The 17,067-nt window shown below is 65.4% G+C and carries 15 protein-coding genes; 7 read left to right on the forward strand and 8 right to left on the reverse strand.

All coding sequences use genetic code 11. The features are described from left to right. Positions 1-148 precede the first annotated feature (148 nt). From EN780_RS05630 to EN780_RS05640, 3 genes are all read left to right on the forward strand, one after another. Positions 149-898: an electron transfer flavoprotein subunit beta/FixA family protein gene (locus EN780_RS05630; protein WP_127393210.1), complete on the forward strand. Its 750-nt coding sequence runs from the start codon at positions 149-151 to the stop codon at positions 896-898. A 23-nt stretch (positions 899-921) separates the two neighbouring features. After that, on the forward strand, positions 922-1,851 hold the full coding sequence (locus tag EN780_RS05635) for an electron transfer flavoprotein subunit alpha/FixB family protein (protein ID WP_128272523.1): 930 nt from the start codon (positions 922-924) through the stop codon (positions 1,849-1,851). Positions 1,852-1,970: 119 nt separating this feature from the next. Next, positions 1,971-2,849 carry a 3-hydroxybutyryl-CoA dehydrogenase gene (locus tag EN780_RS05640; protein WP_127284361.1) on the forward strand — a complete coding sequence of 293 codons (879 nt, stop codon included), beginning with the start codon at positions 1,971-1,973 and terminating at the stop codon, positions 2,847-2,849. Between the two features lie 39 nt (positions 2,850-2,888). Here the strand turns inward: EN780_RS05640 and EN780_RS05645 are convergent, their stop codons facing one another. The 3 genes from EN780_RS05645 to EN780_RS05655 all read right to left on the reverse strand — a co-directional run bounded on the left by EN780_RS05645 (position 2,889) and on the right by EN780_RS05655 (position 6,194). Beyond that, positions 2,889-4,820 (reverse strand): PAS domain S-box protein, encoded by a 1,932-nt coding sequence (locus EN780_RS05645; protein ID WP_128272525.1) that lies wholly within the window; start codon positions 4,818-4,820, stop codon positions 2,889-2,891. Positions 4,821-5,017: 197 nt separating this feature from the next. Next, positions 5,018-5,656: an NrsF family protein gene (locus EN780_RS05650; protein ID WP_128272526.1), complete on the reverse strand. Its 639-nt coding sequence runs from the start codon at positions 5,654-5,656 to the stop codon at positions 5,018-5,020. 1 nt (position 5,657) lies between these two features. Then, complete coding sequence (locus EN780_RS05655; RefSeq protein ID WP_127284440.1) at positions 5,658-6,194, reverse strand: sigma-70 family RNA polymerase sigma factor; 537 nt, start codon at positions 6,192-6,194, stop codon at positions 5,658-5,660. 204 nt (positions 6,195-6,398) lie between these two features. Here EN780_RS05655 and EN780_RS05660 point away from each other — a divergent pair, with 204 nt between their 5' ends. From EN780_RS05660 to EN780_RS05670, 3 genes are all read left to right on the forward strand, one after another. Continuing rightward, positions 6,399-7,409 carry an iron ABC transporter substrate-binding protein gene (locus tag EN780_RS05660; RefSeq protein ID WP_128272528.1) on the forward strand — a complete coding sequence of 337 codons (1,011 nt, stop codon included), beginning with the start codon at positions 6,399-6,401 and terminating at the stop codon, positions 7,407-7,409. Positions 7,410-7,584: 175 nt separating this feature from the next. Then, entirely contained in the window at positions 7,585-9,162 is a 1,578-nt protein-coding gene (locus EN780_RS05665) for an iron ABC transporter permease (protein WP_187331472.1), read from the forward strand. Further along, a complete protein-coding gene (locus EN780_RS05670) occupies positions 9,159-10,241 on the forward strand; it encodes an ABC transporter ATP-binding protein (protein WP_127312141.1) in 1,083 nt (360 codons plus the stop codon). The genes EN780_RS05665 and EN780_RS05670 overlap by 4 nt, the downstream gene beginning before the upstream one ends. A 15-nt stretch (positions 10,242-10,256) precedes the next feature. On the opposite strand, the gene EN780_RS05675 is transcribed toward EN780_RS05670, so the two are convergent. The 5 genes from EN780_RS05675 to EN780_RS05695 form a co-directional block, all read right to left on the reverse strand. Beyond that, complete coding sequence (locus EN780_RS05675; protein WP_127284444.1) at positions 10,257-11,054, reverse strand: phosphodiesterase; 798 nt, start codon at positions 11,052-11,054, stop codon at positions 10,257-10,259. A gap of 66 nt (positions 11,055-11,120) precedes the next feature. Then, positions 11,121-12,221, reverse strand: a complete 1,101-nt coding sequence (locus tag EN780_RS05680; RefSeq protein WP_127392323.1) for a sn-glycerol-3-phosphate import ATP-binding protein UgpC — start codon at positions 12,219-12,221, stop codon at positions 11,121-11,123. 10 nt (positions 12,222-12,231) lie between these two features. Then, positions 12,232-13,146 carry an ABC transporter permease subunit gene (locus EN780_RS05685; RefSeq protein ID WP_127284446.1) on the reverse strand — a complete coding sequence of 305 codons (915 nt, stop codon included), beginning with the start codon at positions 13,144-13,146 and terminating at the stop codon, positions 12,232-12,234. Positions 13,147-13,153: 7 nt separating this feature from the next. Further along, a complete protein-coding gene (locus EN780_RS05690; protein WP_127284447.1) occupies positions 13,154-14,038 on the reverse strand; it encodes a sugar ABC transporter permease in 885 nt (294 codons plus the stop codon). 166 nt (positions 14,039-14,204) lie between these two features. After that, complete coding sequence (locus EN780_RS05695; protein ID WP_128272530.1) at positions 14,205-15,557, reverse strand: extracellular solute-binding protein; 1,353 nt, start codon at positions 15,555-15,557, stop codon at positions 14,205-14,207. A gap of 421 nt (positions 15,558-15,978) precedes the next feature. On the opposite strand from EN780_RS05695, the gene EN780_RS05700 reads away from it, so the two are divergent. Continuing rightward, a partial coding sequence (locus EN780_RS05700; RefSeq protein ID WP_128272532.1) for an MHYT domain-containing protein occupies positions 15,979-17,067 on the forward strand: 1,089 nt, incomplete at its 3' end.

The following is a 17,067-nucleotide window of genomic DNA, read 5'->3' on the forward strand; positions in this document are numbered from 1 at the left end:
TCGCCGCGCCCGATTCCCGCCACTACGGAAACGCCACCGCAACGGCGGATGAAGTCCAGAATTCCGTCTGGAATGTCGGCTTTCGACAACTCTGACCCGGCGCGCGCTGCTATAGCGCGCCCAAAATCTTGAAAGAGGTGACAGGAAAATGAAGATCCTTGTGCCCGTGAAGCGGGTTGTGGATGCCAACGTGAAGGTCCGGGTGAAGTCGGACGGTTCGGCGGTCGAGCTTGCCAATGTGAAGATGGCGATGAACCCGTTCGACGAGATCGCGGTCGAGGAAGCGATCCGGCTGAAGGAAGGCGGCAAGGCGGAAGAGATCATCGTCGTCTCGATCGGCCCGCAGCAGGCGCAGGAAACGCTGCGCACCGCGCTGGCCATGGGCGCCGACCGCGCCATCCTGGTCAAGACCGAAGAGCAGACCGAGCCGCTCGGCGTCGCCAAGGTGCTGAAGGGCGTGGTCGACGCCGAGCAGCCCGGCCTCGTCATCCTCGGCAAGCAGGCGATCGACGACGATAGCAACCAGACCGGCCAGATGCTGGCGGCGTTGCTCGGCTGGGCTCAGGGCACCTTCGCCTCCAAGGTCGAGCTCGCCGGCGATCATGCCAAGGTGACGCGCGAGGTCGATGGCGGCCTGCAGACGGTGGAGCTGAAGATGCCGGCGATCGTCACCGCCGACCTTCGCCTCAACCAGCCGCGCTATGCTTCGCTGCCCAACATCATGAAGGCCAAGAAGAAGCCGCTCGACGAGAAGAGCCCGGCCGATTACGGCGCCGACGTCAAGCCGCGCCTCAAGGTGATCAAGACCGAGGAACCCGGCGGCCGCAAGGCGGGCGTCAAGGTCAAGAGCGTCGCCGAGCTGGTCGAGAAGCTCAAGAACGAAGCCGGCGTGCTGTAAGCGATCGGGAAAGGAACACGACAATGGCTATTCTCCTAATCGCAGAACACGACAACGCCAGCCTTTCCGACCAGACCGCCAAGGCGCTGTCGGCGGCGCTGCAGATCGGTTCGGACGTGCATGTGCTGGTTGCCGGCAAGGGCGCCAAGGCTGCCGCCGACGCCGCCGCCACGCTCAAGGGCGTCGGCAAGGTGCTGCTCGCCGAGGCCGACGAACTGTCCGAGCGCCTTGCCGAGCCGCTCGCCGCGCTCGTGGTTTCGCTCGCCGGTTCCTATGACACGATCATCGCGCCGGCGACCTCGGCGGGCAAGAACGTCGCGCCGCGCGTCGCCGCCCTGCTCGACGTCGCGCAGGTGTCCGAGATCATAGAAGTCGTCTCGTCCGACACCTTCAAGCGTCCGATCTATGCCGGCAACGCCATCCAGACGGTGCAGGCAACCGACGCCAAGAAGGTCATCACCGTGCGCACCGCCTCCTTCCAGGCGGCGCCCGAGGGCGGCTCGGCTTCGGTCGAGACGGTCAGCGCTGCGGCCAATCCGGGCCTGTCCTCCTTCGTCGAGAACAAGCTTTCCGAGACCGACCGTCCGGAACTGACCTCGGCCAAGATCATCATCTCGGGCGGCCGCGCGCTTGGTTCCTCGGAAAAGTTCCAGGAGGTCATCCTGCCGGTTGCCGACAAGCTCGGCGCCGCGGTTGGCGCTTCCCGCGCGGCGGTCGATGCCGGCTACGCGCCGAATGACTGGCAGGTCGGCCAGACCGGCAAGGTGGTCGCTCCCGACCTCTACATCGCCGTCGGCATTTCCGGCGCCATCCAGCACCTCGCCGGCATGAAGGATTCCAAGGTCATCGTCGCCATCAACAAGGACGAGGAGGCGCCGATCTTCCAGGTCGCCGACTACGGCCTCGTCGGCGATCTCTTCGTCATCCTGCCGGAACTGCAAAAGGCGCTTTGACGGTCTCTGCGGAAGCGTATTAAATTGTGAAGGGCGGGGTAGACGAAGTCGCCCCGCCCTTTTAGTTTGCACCGCACAAAAAGCAGGCCGCAAAGGCCTTTTTCGACGGGATCGCTGTTATGAGCAAGATCGAGACGATCGGCATCGTCGGCGCGGGGCAGATGGGTGGCGGCATCGCCCATGTCTCGGCGCTATCCGGCTACAAGGTGCTGATCTACGATATTTCGCCCGACCGCATCGAGAAGGGCATCGCCACCATCAGCGGCAACATGGCGCGCCAGGTCGGCTCCGGCAAGCTCGAGGAGAAGGCCCGCAACGAGGCGATGGGACGTATTTCGGCGGCCGCCGCGATGGCCGATCTGGCCGGTGCCGATCTGGTGATCGAGGCGGCCACCGAGGACGAGACGGTCAAGCGCAAGATCTACGCCCAGCTCTGCCCGCAGCTCAACCCCGAGGCGATCCTGGCGACGAACACCTCGTCGATCTCGATCACCCGGCTGGCCGCGCAGACCGACCGGCCCGAGCGCTTCATCGGCATACATTTCATGAACCCGGTTCCGGTGATGAAGCTGGTCGAGCTGGTGCGCGGCATCGCCACCGAGGACCAGACCTTCGAGGCCGCCAAGGCCTATGTGAGGCACCTCGACAAGACGGTGACCGTCTCCGAGGATTTCCCCGCCTTCATCGTCAACCGCATCCTGCTGCCGATGATCAACGAGGCGATCTACACGCTCTATGAGGGCGTCGGCACGGTTGACGCGATCGACACCGCCATGAAGCTCGGCGCCAACCATCCGATGGGGCCGCTGCAGCTGGCGGACTTCATCGGCCTGGACACGTGCCTGTCGATCATGCAGGTGCTGCATGAGGGCCTGTCGGATTCGAAATACCGCCCCTGCCCGCTGCTGGTGAAATATGTCGAGGCCGGCTGGCTCGGCCGCAAGACCGGCCGCGGCTTCTACGATTATCGCGGCGAGCATCCGGTTCCGACGCGCTAGCAATTCCAGGCCGCCGGATTGCCTGAAAGCCGGCGCCCCTCAGGACGCCGCGGCGAACGGCTTGGGCGTTTCCGCCTGTCCGTCTTGGGTTTCCTCGTCCGGCGCCATGGAAACGCAGCCTCGCCCGGCGGCCTTGGCGGCATAGCAGGCGGCGTCGGCCCGCGCGATGATCTCGTCCACCGCGCCGCAGCCGGGGCGGATCGGGGCGAGCCCGATGCTGGCGCCGATCGAATGCGGCCGGCCGTCCCAGGTGAAATTCAGGCCGCGGATCGCATCGATGATCGAGCGCGCCGCGATCTCGCCTCTGGCGGCCGAGCCTGACTTCAGGATGACGGCGAATTCGTCGCCGCCGAGGCGGGCGACGATATCATCGGGGCCGATCACGCGACGGATGGCATTGGCGACCTGCTTCAGCAGGGCGTCGCCGGCGGCGTGACCGCCGGTGTCGTTGACCTGCTTGAAATGATCGAGGTCGATGAACATGAACTGATGCTCGCCGTCGCCGGCGGATCCTGTCGCGCCAGCTTTGCTGGCGTGATCGACCATCTCCTCCATGACACGGATGAAATTGGAGCGGTTCGCAAGGCCGGTGAGCGCGTCATGCGCAGCCGCATGGGCGAGCTGGCGCTGCAGGGCGCGCGCATCGGTGAAATCCTGGAAGACGATGACCAGCCCGCCGAACTCGGCGCGCTCGTTCATGATCGGCGACACCACCTGCCGGATGCTGCAGCGCGTCTCGTCGCGCCGGATAAGCACCGCGCGGCTGTTCTGGTCGGTGGGGCTCGGGCTGCCGGCCGAAGGCCGCGCCACGCCGATCCGCTGTCCAGTTTCCTCGTCAACGGCCCAGTAGACATGGCCGAGCGTCTTGCCGAGCGCCTCGCCGGCCGCGACGCCGGTCAGCTTTTCGGCGACCGGGTTCATGAAAGTGACGCGATTGGCCGCATCCGTGCAGATGACGGCGTCGCCGATCGACTGCAGCGTCACTTTCAGCCGTTCCTTTTCGTCGGCCAGCATCGCCGCCGAGACGATGAGCCGCGCTTCGGCCTCCTTGCGCTGGGTGATGTCGGTAAGGCTGCCGATGGCCCGGGTCAGCCGCCCATCGCCGTCACGCTCCAGGGCCTTGCCGCGGTCGAGGATCCATATCCAACGGCCATCCTTGTGGCGCATGCGGTACTCGGCCTCGAAAAAGGGCGTCTCGCCGGCGAGATGAGCGCGATCGGCATCGGCCACGACCGCACGGTCATCCGGGTGGATCATCGTCAGCCAGCGATCGGGATCGCCGTCCAGCTCGCCATCGGCATAACCGAGCAGCTTCACCCAGGTGGCGGAATAGGTGGTGCCGCCCTTGCGCAGATCAAAGTCCCAGACGCCCTGACCGGCGCTGGCCAGCGCGAAATTCCAGCGCGTTTCGGCCTCCGCTATGCGCGCCTCGGACTTCTTGCGGGCGTCGATGTCCTCGATCTGCGACACCAGGTAGAGCGGCCGGCCGCTGTCGGCGTCGCGGATCACCGAGCCAGCAAGTTGCGCCCAGACCGGTGTCCCGTCCTTCTTGAGATATCGCTTTTCGAAGTGAAACGAATCGATCTTGCCTTCCTTCAGGCTCACCATGGTTTCCCGGCCGATCTGCAGGTCGTCGGGATGGGTGATCTGGAAAAAGGTCAGCGCCTCGATTTCCTCGCGGCTGTAGTCGAGCATGGCGGCAAAGGCAGGATTGGTCTGCACGATGCGGCCGTCGAGCCCGACGATGGCGACGCCGATCGCCGAGTCCTCCATGGCGCGGCGGAAGCGCTGCTCGCTCTCGGCGATCTGGCGGCGGTCGTCGACGATCTGGCGGATGAAGAAGGCGGCAAGGAACAGCGACGCCGCGATCATGGCGTCCGATACCTGCAGGCTGAGCTTGAGCGTCTCGGCGCTTAGATCGAGGCGCGACGACAGCATCGAGGCCGCGGCGGCGACAAGGCCAACCGCCATCAGGATCAATGCCGCGTATCTGCCGGCCCGAGGGCCCTTCCAATTCCACCGCGTCACAACGCGTTCCACCCCAATGCGCAATTGCACGTCGATGCAACCCTCGCGGATCGATTTTAAGGAAAGGTTGCATGGGGGACGGAAGCGGCGATGCCAACCGGCAAACAATTGCCGGCATGATTAAGGATCGGTATGCGCCGCTACCAACGCACGAAAAACCGGCCGCCAAGCGCGCCGAGACCGGTGAGGATGACGACCGCGAGCGTATACCAGGTGGCGACGAAAAGCGGCGAGTCGTCGAAGCAATGCGCGGCATAGAAGGTCGCCGACAGCCCGCCGGCGAGCAGGCCGGCGACCGCGCCCGCCAGCACCGGCCGCGTCGGGGCGCCATGGCGCAGCACCCAAAGAAAGACGGCGAGCGGCCCGAGGCCGATCAGCGGGATGAACGCCATGCAGATCATCATGTTGGAGCCGACCAGTCGCGTGCCCCATTCGGCGCGGGGCACCGCGAAAAGCTCGAGGATCACCGCCACGCCCACCAATGCCGGCGCGAGCGCCATCCAGGCCGTTGCCCTGGCCGTCGGCGCGCCGGGGCTCGACAGGGCCCTGATCAGGCCAAACGCGCTGACGCCGAGCGCGATGGTGAAGACGAATTTGGACAGGAAACGCATCGTGTGCATGGCGACCATCAGGTCCGGACGCGGGCCGATGGTCAGCCAGAACACGGCGGCCGCGACCACCGCCGCCACGGCGACGGCCATCCGCCAGGCGGAGCCGAGCGGCATCGCCTTGCTGCCGACGTCGGCGTCGAGCGCCTTGATGAGATCCTCGGTCCTCATGTCACTCCCGCCCGAAGCGTTTGGCGATGGCGGCAAGGCCGCGATGCAGCGACACCCTGACCGCCGTCTCCGTAATGCCGAACTTCGCCGCCGTCTCGCCGATCGAACGGCCCTCGACCGACACCGACGAGACCACCGAGCGCTGGGCCGGCGGCAGGCTCTCCAGCACCCGGTTGATGTCGCGTTCGCTCACCGTCTCCGTTTCCGGCTCGGCGAAGGTCTCGGCGATCTCGTCGATCTCGACCTCGATGCGCCGCCCGCGCCGCCGGAAGGCGTCGATCAGCTTGAAGCGCGCAATGGCGTAGATCCATGGCAGCACCGGCGCGTCCTGGCGCCAGGTATGCCGTTTGACGTGAATGGCCAGCAAGGTTTCCTGCACGACATCCTCGGGGTCGACCCCGCCCTGAACGATCTTGCGCCGGGCAAAGCCGCGCACGAGAGCGGCCGTCCGGGTCAGAAAGTCGGCGTAAGCCCTTTCGTCTCCCGCGATTGCGGCCTTGAGCAACCGGGAAAGCTCGGCCTCGTTGTTGCCGGTCACAAGAGTTTTCTCCCCCGATGTTCGCGCCTCGGCGCTGATTTGTTACGTGGCCGAAGAAATAATGTCCAAGCCAAAGTGCCGCAAAATCACGAAAGGTTGCGCCCCGGCGACCGAATGAAGCAGGCCTGCAATGTTGACTAGCTTAATCAGGTATTGGTAGGTGCAGCCGTGCCAACCAAGACCATCAGATCGAGGACGACGCCCATGAGATTTGCCCTTTCCACCCTTGCCGGCGCCACGGCGCTAGCGCTCGGCCTGCTTGCGGCTCCGGCGCTGGCGGAAGATGATGCCGGAATCGTCGTATACAACGCCCAGCACGAGAGCCTGGCGAAGGAATGGGCCAAAGGCTTCACCAAGGAAACCGGTATCAAGGTGACGCTGCGCAATGGCGGCGACAGCGATTTCTCCAACCAGATCGTCGCCGAGGGCGCGGCCTCGCCGGCCGATGTGTTCCTGACCGAAAACTCGCCTGCCATGGCGCTCGTCGAGGCCGCCGGTCTGTTCGCGCCGGTCGACGCCGAGACGCTGGCGCAGGTGCCGCCGGAGTATCAGCCGGCAACCGGCAAATGGGTCGGCGTCGCCGCCCGCAGCACGGTCTTTGCCTATGACAAAACCAAGCTCAAGGAAGACCAGCTGCCCAAGTCGCTGCTCGACCTTGCCGATCCGAGCTGGAAGGGCCGCTGGGCCGCGTCGCCTTCGGGCGCCGATTTCCAGGCCATCGTCAGCGCGCTGCTGCAGCTCAAGGGCGAGGCCGCCACGGCCGACTGGCTGAAGGCGATGAAGGAGAACTTCACCGCCTACAAGGGCAACAACACGGTGATGAAGGCGGTCAACGCCGGCGAGATCGAAGGCGGCGTGATCTACCATTATTACTATTTCGGCGATCAGGCCAAGACCGGCGAGAACAGCAAGAACATCGCGCTCCACTATTTCAAGAACCAGGATCCGGGCGCCTTCGTCTCGATCTCCGGCGGCGGCGTGCTGGCTTCGAGCAAGCATCCGAAGGAAGCCCAGGCGTTCCTGAAATGGGTGACCGGCAAGGGTGGCCAGGACGTGCTGAAGAACGGCACCTCCTTCGAATACGCGGTCGGCAAGGGCGCCGAGTCCAACCCCAAGCTGGTGCCGCTGGCCGACCTGCAGGCGCCGAAAGTCGATCCGACGACGCTGAACTCCAAGAAGGTGACCGACCTGATGACGGCAGCCGGCTTGCTTTAGTTCGCGTTCGTCCTAAAAGGGCAACCGACTGCGCTCCTGCGGGACTTCGCTTTCCGCGGGAGCGCTCTGTTTTAGAGATGGCATCGTCGATGACGACAAGCTGCGTTTCTGGCTGCGACAAGCGCGCCTTCGGCCACCTTCGTCCGCGGGCCGAAGCGGCGCGGCATCGGGTCTGATGCAAGCGGCGGTCGACCTCACCCGATCAGGCCTGCCGGCCGCCGGACGCGCGCGGCAACGGCGCTCGGCGTCCTGGATCCTGCTCGCCGCCGCCTTGATCTCGCTGCTTGCGCTGCTGCCGCTGGCCTTCATCGTCTGGATCGCGGTGCAGACCGGCTGGGAGACCGTCTCGGCGCTGATCTTCCGCGCACGTGTCGGCGACCTCCTGATCAACACCATCATGCTGGTGGCGCTGGCGGTTCCGATCTCCATCGTCCTTTCGGTGGCGCTGGCCTGGCTGACCGAGCGCAGCGACCTGCCCGGCGCCCGCCTGTGGGCCTGGCTGTCGGTGGCGCCGCTCGCCATTCCGGCCTTCGTCCACTCCTATGCCTGGATCAGCCTGGTGCCGGGACTGCATGGCCTGTGGGCCGGCGTGCTGGTTTCCGTCATCGCCTATTTCCCGTTCCTCTATCTACCCATCTCGGCAGCACTGCGCCGGCTCGACCCCGCACTGGAAGACGCCGCCGCCGCGCTTGGGCTCGGTCCGTGGCGGGTCTTCGCGCGCGTCGTGCTGCCGCAGCTCAGACTGGCCATCTGCGGCGGTTCGCTGCTGGTCGGCCTGCATCTGCTGGCCGAATACGGCCTCTACGTCTTCATCCGCTTCGACACCTTCACCACGGCGATCGTCGACCAGTTCCAGTCGACCTTCAACGGGCCGGCCGCCAACATGCTCGCCGCCGTGCTGGTGACATGCTGCTTCGTGCTGCTCGGGCTTGAGGTTCTGGTGCGCGGCGAGGAGCGCTATGCCCGCGTCGGTTCGGGCGCCGCCCGCCAGCAGCAGCGCGCCAGCCTTGGCCGCGCCACGCTGCCTTGCCTGGCCCTGCCCGCCATCGCCGCGCTGCTTTCGCTGGGCGTGCCCTTCGTCACCATCGGCCGCTGGCTGATCGCCGGCGGCGCCGAGGTCTGGCGCCTCGACGAGATCGGCCTGGCGCTCGGCCAGACGCTTGTCCTGGCGCTCGCCGGCGCGCTGCTCGCCACCATCGCCGCCATGCCGATGGCCTGGATCTCGATCCGCGCGCCCGGGCCGTTGCAGCGCCTGCTCGAAGGCTGCAACTATATCGTCGGTTCGCTGCCCGGAGTCGTCATCGCGCTGGCGCTGGTCACCATCACCGTGCGCATCGCCATGCCGCTCTACCAGACCCTGTTCACCATCCTCTTCGCCTATGCGCTGATGTTCCTGCCGCGCGCCTTGGTCAGCCTCCGAGCCTCGATCGCGCAGGCGCCCGTCGAACTGGAGCGGGCCGCATCGAGCCTCGGCCGGGCGCCGCTCAAGGCGCTGTGGTCGACGACCATCCGCCTGTCGGCGCCGGGCGCCGCGGCCGGCATGGCCATGGTGGCGCTCGGCATCATGAACGAGCTGACCGCCACCCAGATGCTGGCGCCGAACGGCACCCGGACGCTCGCGATGGCATTCTGGTCCTACAGCGGCGAGATCGACTATGCCTCGGCCGCCCCTTACGCCTTCATCATGGTGGCGATGTCGCTGCCGCTGACCTGGCTGCTCTATGTCCAGTCGAAGAGGATGGCCGGACGATGAGCTTCCTCGAACTCAGCGGCGTGGCCAAGCACTATGGCCCGGTGGCGGCGCTGGCCGGCGTCGACCTCAGCGTCGCCAGCGGCAGCCGCACGGCGATCGTCGGGCCTTCCGGTTGCGGCAAGACCACCTTGCTCAGGCTTATCGCCGGTTTCGAGGCGCCGGACCGGGGCAAGATCGTGCTCGACGGCGAGGTGCTGGCCAATGGCGGCGCCGCCGTGCCGGCGCACCGGCGCGGCATCGGCGTGGTCGCCCAGGACGGGGCGTTGTTCCCGCACCTCACCATCGCCGACAATATCGGCTTCGGCCTGGCGCGGAACGCCGACAAACGCGCCGAGCAGATCGTCGAGCTCGCCTATATCGTCGGGCTGGACAAGGCGATCCTGAGGCGGCGTCCGCACGAGCTCTCCGGCGGCCAGCAGCAGCGCGTGGCGCTTGCCCGCGCCATGGCCATGAAGCCGCGCCTGATGCTGCTCGACGAACCGTTCTCGGCGCTCGACACCGGCTTGCGCGCCTCGATGCGCAAGGCGGTGGCCGAACTGCTGGAAATCGCCGGGATCACCACCATCCTGGTCACCCACGACCAGGCCGAGGCGCTGTCCTTCGCCAGCCAGGTGGCGGTGATGCGCGACGGCCTGTTCTCGCAGGTCGGTACGCCGCGCGAGCTCTATTTCCAGCCGAAGGACAGGATGGTCGCCGAGTTCCTCGGCGACGCCATCATCCTGCCGGCCAGGATCGCCGACGGCTTCGCCACCTCGCCGCTCGGCCGCATCGCCGTCGACACCGCCGAGCGCCGCGATGTCGCCCGCATCATGCTGAGGCCGGAACAGGTGCTGTTGAAACGGACCTCGCGCGAAGGCATGTCGGGAACGCCGGACATGCTGTTCGGCGAGGTGACGGAATCCGAATTCGCCGGCTCGATGTGCACGATAGCAGTGCGGCTCCTGAACAGCCCCGACCCGCCCGACGCCGCGGCGATCGGCAACACGCCGCTGATCCTGCGCAAGCCCGGCATCGACGCGCCGGCGCTTGGCGAGATCGTGCGGCTGACCGTCTCCGGCAAGGCGCATGTCCTTGCCTGAAGCTTGCCGCGGTCGTTACCCTACGCGCTGACCGGTCGCCGGCGACCACAGCGGCCAGTTCTCCAGGAAGTCGCAGCTGTGCACGACGACGCGCGCGCCGTCGATCAGGATGATCGAGTAGGCGGGTGGTGCCTGCTCGACCTTCTCGTCGCCGACCAGGTCGAGCATGAAACGGGCATGCAGGCCACGCTGCGCGGAAAACGGAATGCCGGCGACCGTGCCGGCGATGTCGCGATGGACATGGCCGAAGAAGACGTAGCCGACATTGCCGTGCCGCATCAGCACGTCGAGCAGCCGATGCGGCTGTTCGAGCCCGAGCGGATCGAGCAGCTCGAGGCCAAGCTCGACGGGCGGATGGTGCAGGAAGACATAGGCCCGGCGGCCCGCAGCCTCGCCGAGCCTGGCATCCAGCCAGGCCAGCCGCCTGTCGCACAATTCGCCGGTGACGCGACCCTCGGCCAGGCTGTCGAGGAACAGCAGCGATGCCTCCGGCGTGTCGAAGACCGACTGCACGAAACCATTCTCGTCGGTTGGGTTTCCGGCAAAAGCCGCGACCAGGTTGGCGCGCCTGTCGTGATTGCCGGGCAGCAGCCGGTAGGGGACTGAAAGCCGAGCCAGGCCCGATTTGAGGTCGGCATAGCTCTGCGCCTCGCCGGATTCGGTCAGGTCGCCGGTGAAGACGCAAAGCGCCGCATCGCCGTGGTGGGCATTGATATGGTCGATGCAGCGGTCGAGCCGCTCGTGCAGGTCGGCGCCAAAGCGGATCTCCCCGCGCCGGCCGAGATGGACGTCGGTGACCTGGATGATTTTCATTGCGCGACCTTTCTTCGACACGACAGGGAGTTGCCTTGGCGTCCTCGCAGCCGAGCGAGCGCGTGATCAGAGCGCCGGCACCGGCATCGATGCCTTGAAGACGTCGAGGCGGCTTCCCGTCTCGGACGAGAAGAAATGCAGGTCGGCTTCGGAAAACTGCAGCCCGACGGCGCTGCCCGGCGCCGGATGGGCGGTCTCCGACGTCACCACCGAAAACGCCGCGCCGTCGAGATCGACATAGATGACCCGCCCGGCGCCGAGCTCCTCGACCAGATCGACGGTCGCGTCGAGCGCGCCCGGCGTTCCCGGCGCCACCAGGCGCACGGCCTCCGGCCGGATGCCCACCGCGATCTTGCTGCCGACCGGCAGGCCCGCGCGCGAGACGTTGAGCTTGCGGCTGCCGCCGAGCAGCGACAGGCCATCGAGCGTCACCTCGCCTTCCAGCATGTTCATCGCCGGCGCGCCGACGAAGGTGGCGACGAAGCGGCTCGCCGGGCGGCTGTAGACTTCCGCCGGCGTGCCGACCTGTTCGACACGGCCGCCATTCATCACCACCAGCCGGTCCGCCAGCGTCATCGCCTCGACCTGGTCGTGGGTGACGAAGACGGAGGTGGCGCTCAGCCGCCGGTGCAGCTTGCGGATTTCGGAACGCATCTGCACGCGCAGCTTGGCGTCGAGGTTGGAAAGCGGCTCGTCGAACAGGAAGACCTTGGGCTCGCGGATCATGGCCCGGCCCATGGCGACGCGCTGGCGCTGGCCGCCGGAGAGCGCCATCGGCTTGCGGTCGAGCAGGTGCTCCAGCTCCAGGATGCGGGCGACCGCCTGGATGCGCTGGGCGCGCTCGGCGACTGGGACACCCGCCACCTTCAGCGAATAGCCGATGTTCTGCGCAACGCTCATATGCGGATAGAGCGCGTAGTTCTGGAACACCATGGCGCAGCCGCGCTCGCGCGGCTCCAGCGTGTTGACCACCTTGCCGTCGATGGCGATCGTGCCGCCGGAGATTTCCTCCAGCCCGGCGATCATCCTGAGCAGCGTGGACTTGCCGCAGCCCGATGGGCCGAGGATGACGACGAATTCGCCGGACGCGATGTCGAGGTTGACGCCGTGCACGACCTGCATCTTGGCGTAGCTTTTCCTGACGTCGCGGATGGTGATGGAGGCCATCTTTGTCTCCTTACTTTTCTGTCGCGATGAGGCCGCGCACGAACCAGCGCTGCATGGCCACCACGACGACGAGCGGCGGCAGCATGACGATCAGCGTGCCGGCCATGGCGATGTTCCATTCGGGAATGCCGCCGACATTGGGAATGAGCTGCTTGAGCTCGGTCACCGCCGTGGCGTGGCTGGCATCCGTGGTGATCAGCAGCGGCCACAGATACTGGTTCCATGCCCACAGGAACATGATGGTGCCGAGCGCCGCCATGTTGTTGCGCGACAAGGGCAGCAGGATGTCGATGAAGAAGCGCAGCGCCCCGGCGCCGTCCATGCGCGCCGCCTCGGTCAGCTCATCGGGCACGGTCAGGAAGAATTGCCGGTAGAGGAACGTGCCGGTGGCGGTGGCGATCAGCGGCATGATCAGGCCGGTGTAGGAATTGAGCAGCCCGAGGCTGAGCGAGACCTGCACGCCCGATACCTTCTCGATCAGCCAGCTCAGGCCCGTCACGTCGAGGATCGCCTGATAGGGCGACATGACGTTGGCGACCACGGCATAGGTCGGCACGATGCGCACTTCGAGCGGCAGCATCAGCGTGACGAAGATCAGCCAGAAGATCAGCATGCGGCCGGGATAGCGGAAATAGACGATGGAAAAAGCGGTCAGCGCCGAGATGATCACCTTGCCGGCGGCGACGCCGGCGGCCATGACGAAGCTGTTGAACAGCTTCGGCCCGAGGTCGGCCGTCGTCCAGGCTGTCTTGATGTTGACCCAGAACTCGCTGCCCGGCAGCAGCGACATCGGCACGTCGTTGACCTCTTTCAGACTATGCGAGGCGGCGATCGCCACAATCACGAACGGCGCCACGCAGAAAACGAAGCCGACGAACAATATCAGGTGAGTGAAGAAATTGAGGATCGGGGTGCGCTCGACCATGTCCGCCTCACCTGTAGTGCACGCGCCGCTCGATGAAGCGGAACTGGAAGATGGTGAGCACGATGATGAGCAGCATCAGGATGATGCTCTGCGCGGCGGCGCCGGAATAATCCAGGCCTTTGAAGCCGTCGGAATAGATCTTGTAGACCATCAGATTGGTCGAATTCGCCGGACCGCCCGCCGTCATGATGTCGACGATGCCGAAGGAGTCCTGGAAGCTCTCGGTGATGTTGATGACCAGCAGGAAAAAGATCGTCGGCGTGATCAGCGGGAACTGGATATCCCAGAACCGCCTGAGAACGCCGGAGCCGTCCATCGCCGCCGCCTCGATCAGCGAGCGCGGGATGGCCTGGAAAGCGGCGAGGAAGAAGATGAAATTGTAGCCGACATACTTCCACGAGAAGGCGGCGATGATCGATGCCATCGCATCGGTGCCGTCGAGGCCGGGATCCCAGAAGCCCGGCCAGACCTGGTTGACGACGGCCATGAAGCCGGCCTCCGGCGCCAGGATGAAGCGAAAGGCCATCGCCAGCGCCGGCGCGGCGATCCCGTAAGGCCAGATCAATACGACGCGATAGAGACGCGAGCCGGCGAGCTGCCGGTCGGTCAAGGCTGCCAGCACCAGGGCGATGACCATGGCAAGGCCGGTGCTGCACGCCGCGAAGACGAGGCTGGCGGTGATCGAGTTCCAATAGTCGGCGTTGGCGAGGATCGAGCGGAAATTGTCGAGCCCGACCCAGATGTTGCCGCCGCCCCATGGCTGCTGCAGCGTCAGCGACCAGTAGACCGCCTGGCCGGCGGGCCAATAGAAGAAGGTGAAGATCAGGAGCAACTGCGGCACCGCGAACAGGATGCCGATCGACCATCTTGAGAAAGTGACGCGTTTTTCCATCGATCCGCCGACGCCGTTGAACCGCCAGCCCGCTTTTCCGGGGTGAGACTAAGGCATGTCTGCCGAAAGTGGGACCCGGTTTCGGGACAAGGACATGCGTAAAATCAAAACTATGCGAAATGGCCGCCCGTCGTTTCCCGGCGGGCGGCCATGGCGGTATCAGAGATCAGGGAAGCGTCTTGTCCGGATAGGTCTGCTGGAAGCGGTCGAGGATCGCGTCGCCGTTCTTGACCAGCGTGTCGATGCCCTCCTGGACGCTGACCTTGTTGGCGAAGATGGCCTGCATCTGGGTGCCGAACTCGGCGCGGATCTGGGTGAAATTGCCAAGCCGGATGCCGCGGGTGATCTCGGTCGGCTCGGACGCGGTCAGGCTGGCGATCGCGACCTCACGGCCCTTGTAGGGCGCCTTGTCGTAGAAGCCCTGGGATTTCATATAGTCGAAGCCCGACTTGGTCACCGGGATGTAGCCGGTGTTGGTCGACCAGAACAAGGCCGTCTTGGGGTCGTGGATGAAGTTGAGGAAGGCGGCCGCGCCCTTGTATTCCGCATCCGACTTGCCGGAAAGAACCCAGAGCGAGGCGCCGCCGACCAGCGAATTCTTGCGCTCGGTGCCGGCATAGGCGGGAAGCTCGGCGACGTCCCACTTCATGCCTTCCTTCTGCGTCTTGCCGACCGTGCCGTGGTCGCCGACCGAGGTCATGATGACCTGGCAGGTACCGGACGCGAAGGCCTGCACCATGTCCTGGCCGAGGTCCTTCGACTTGATCTTGATCAGGCCGGCGTCATACCACTTCTTGAGATCGGTGACGTACTGGACGAACTTGGTCTTGTTCATCTCGAGACGGGCGTCGAGACCGTCATAGCCGTTATTCTTGGTCGCGATCGGCTGGTTGTGGATGGCCGAGAACTGCTCCATCAACTGCCAGCTTTCATTGGCGGAAATGTTGATCGCCATCGGGCAATCGTAGCCGGCGTCCTTCAGCGCCTTGAGGTCGGCGCCGACATCTTCCCAGGTCTTCGGCGCCTCGGTCTTGCCGATCTTGGCGAAAGCGTCCTTGTTCCAGTACATCAGCGGGGTCGAGGAATTGAACGGGAAGGACAGCATCTCGCCCTTCGACGTCGCGTAGTAGCGGGCAATGCCGGGGAAGTAGTCGCTGTAGTCGATCTTGTAGCCGTTCTCCTCCATCAGCTTGTCGGCGGGCTTGTAGGCGCCAGACAGCATCATCGTGGCGGTGCCGACGTCGTAGACCTGGACGACGGTCGGCTGCTTGCCGGCGCGGAAGGCGGCGATGGTGTTCTGCAGCGTGGCGTCGTAATTGCCCTGGCTGGTGCAGACCACCTCGTAGTCCGCCTGCGAGGCGTTGAAGTTCTTGCACAGCGTGTCGACGACGCGCGCGAGGTCGCCCGAAAGGCCGAACCAGAAATCGAATTTGACGGGAGCAGCGGTGGCGGGCTGCGCCAGCGCGATGCCGAGAGCGCCGGCGGCAAGGGCGGCAAAGCCCTGCTTGATGATCGACATGGAATTCATTCCTCTTGAGTGGCTGATGACATCAGGCTTTGCGCAAGTCCCTTGGCCGCTCTCATAGAGAAGGTATGTGACAGTTCTGTTGTGCCTTTTCAGGCCCGTGGACAGCCCGTCTCTCCTCCTTCGACGGTCACGCCGGCATGATCCTTCAGGTCGGCGCCCTGGGTAGCTAGGGCGTTGCGGGGCGGCGTAAAGACCCGCATGGCGCAACTGGTTATCCGGCTAAGATGGGGGAGCGAATTCTGGTCTCGCAGCCGACGCTGGTGCTCGTCCGCTACTGGCCGGCGATGCGCGAGCGACGCCGGCACAACCAGCGACACGCGCGGTGGTTGCATGCGCAATAACCGATTCTTCAACCGTACCGCTCTAATCAATTTCATTGCTTGATTGTTGCGGGAAGATCAGGTGAAGCGCGATGTTGACAGTCTATAATTGTATCGTGCACGAGCACGATTTGAGACTGGTAGCACTTGCAGCCCTTATTTGCGGCATTTCTTCCTTCTCGGCGGTCAATCTGCTTCGCCACGTCGACCGCTCGACCCACAGAAACCGCTATGCCTGGCTGATGATTGCCGCCACCTCGACCGGGTTCGGCATCTGGGCGACGCATTTCATCGCCATGATCGCCTTCTCGCCGGGAATACCCAACGCCTACAACACCGAACTCTCGGTGCTTTCGCTTGCCGCGGCCGTCCTGCTGACGGCCGCCGGCATGTGGATCGCCACCTTGCGCGGCGGCATCGACCACTACCTGGTCGGCGGCGCCGTGCTCGGCGCCGGCATCGGCACGATGCACTATACCGGCATGGCGGCGTTCGAGGTGCAGGGCCGGATCGTATGGGACCACCTGCTGGTCGGCATCTCGCTGGTCGCCGGCATCGCGCTTGCGGCGCTGTCGCTTTTCGTCGTGCTGCGCCGCCCCTCGACACTGGGGACGATCGGCGCCGCCGTGCTTTTGACGCTGGCGATCTGCACCTTGCACTTCATCGCCATGGGCGCCGTGTCGATCTATCCGGACAGCTCGATCGAGATCTCGCAGTATACGATCGAGCCGATGTCGCAGGCCTTCGCGGCCGCCGCCGCCAGCCTTGTCATCCTCGTGCTTTCGGCGGCGGCGCTGTGGATCGACCTGCGCTTCCGCCGCCATCAGGCCGAGGCCGAGCGCATGCATGGCCTGGCCAACGCTGCGGTCGAAGGCCTCATCGTCTGCGACGGCACCCGCATCGTCAGCGCCAACGACAGCATTGCGGCATTGTCCGGCATCGCATCGGCGACGCTCAATACCATGGTGCTTGGCGACCTCTTCGGCGAGCGCGCCGCCGCCGCCATGGCGGAAGCCGACGGGCAGGCGCGGGAAACCGAGCTCAGGAGCCATGACGGAACATCGATCCCCGTCGAGCTCATCGCCAGGACCATCGACTATTGCGGCAAGCCGCACGGCGTGGTCGCCGTGCGCGACATCCGCGAGCGCAAGAAGGCGGAGCAGGAGATCATCCGCCTCGCC

Source organism: Mesorhizobium sp. M4B.F.Ca.ET.089.01.1.1 (assembly GCF_004022605.1).
In the GTDB taxonomy this organism is placed as follows: Bacteria; Pseudomonadota; Alphaproteobacteria; order Rhizobiales; family Rhizobiaceae; genus Mesorhizobium; species Mesorhizobium abyssinicae.

What these genes read in the sequence shown, in the direction of transcription:
- EN780_RS05680 (WP_127392323.1), bottom strand. Translation starts at nt 12,221, where the DNA reads ATGGCCTCCATCACCATCCGCGACGTCAGGAAAAGCTACGCCAAGATG.
- EN780_RS05645 (WP_128272525.1), bottom strand. Translation starts at nt 4,820, where the DNA reads ATGGCGGTTGGCCTTGTCGCCGCCGCGGCCTCGATGCTGTCGTCGCGC.
- EN780_RS05690 (WP_127284447.1), bottom strand. Translation starts at nt 14,038, where the DNA reads ATGGAAAAACGCGTCACTTTCTCAAGATGGTCGATCGGCATCCTGTTC.
- EN780_RS05675 (WP_127284444.1), bottom strand. Translation starts at nt 11,054, where the DNA reads ATGAAAATCATCCAGGTCACCGACGTCCATCTCGGCCGGCGCGGGGAG.
- EN780_RS05695 (WP_128272530.1), bottom strand. Translation starts at nt 15,557, where the DNA reads ATGTCGATCATCAAGCAGGGCTTTGCCGCCCTTGCCGCCGGCGCTCTC.
- EN780_RS05685 (WP_127284446.1), bottom strand. Translation starts at nt 13,146, where the DNA reads ATGGTCGAGCGCACCCCGATCCTCAATTTCTTCACTCACCTGATATTG.
- EN780_RS05660 (WP_128272528.1), top strand. Translation starts at nt 6,399, where the DNA reads ATGAGATTTGCCCTTTCCACCCTTGCCGGCGCCACGGCGCTAGCGCTC.
- EN780_RS05665 (WP_187331472.1), top strand. Translation starts at nt 7,585, where the DNA reads ATGCAAGCGGCGGTCGACCTCACCCGATCAGGCCTGCCGGCCGCCGGA.
- EN780_RS05650 (WP_128272526.1), bottom strand. Translation starts at nt 5,656, where the DNA reads ATGAGGACCGAGGATCTCATCAAGGCGCTCGACGCCGACGTCGGCAGC.
- EN780_RS05670 (WP_127312141.1), top strand. Translation starts at nt 9,159, where the DNA reads ATGAGCTTCCTCGAACTCAGCGGCGTGGCCAAGCACTATGGCCCGGTG.
- EN780_RS05635 (WP_128272523.1), top strand. Translation starts at nt 922, where the DNA reads ATGGCTATTCTCCTAATCGCAGAACACGACAACGCCAGCCTTTCCGAC.
- EN780_RS05640 (WP_127284361.1), top strand. Translation starts at nt 1,971, where the DNA reads ATGAGCAAGATCGAGACGATCGGCATCGTCGGCGCGGGGCAGATGGGT.
- EN780_RS05630 (WP_127393210.1), top strand. Translation starts at nt 149, where the DNA reads ATGAAGATCCTTGTGCCCGTGAAGCGGGTTGTGGATGCCAACGTGAAG.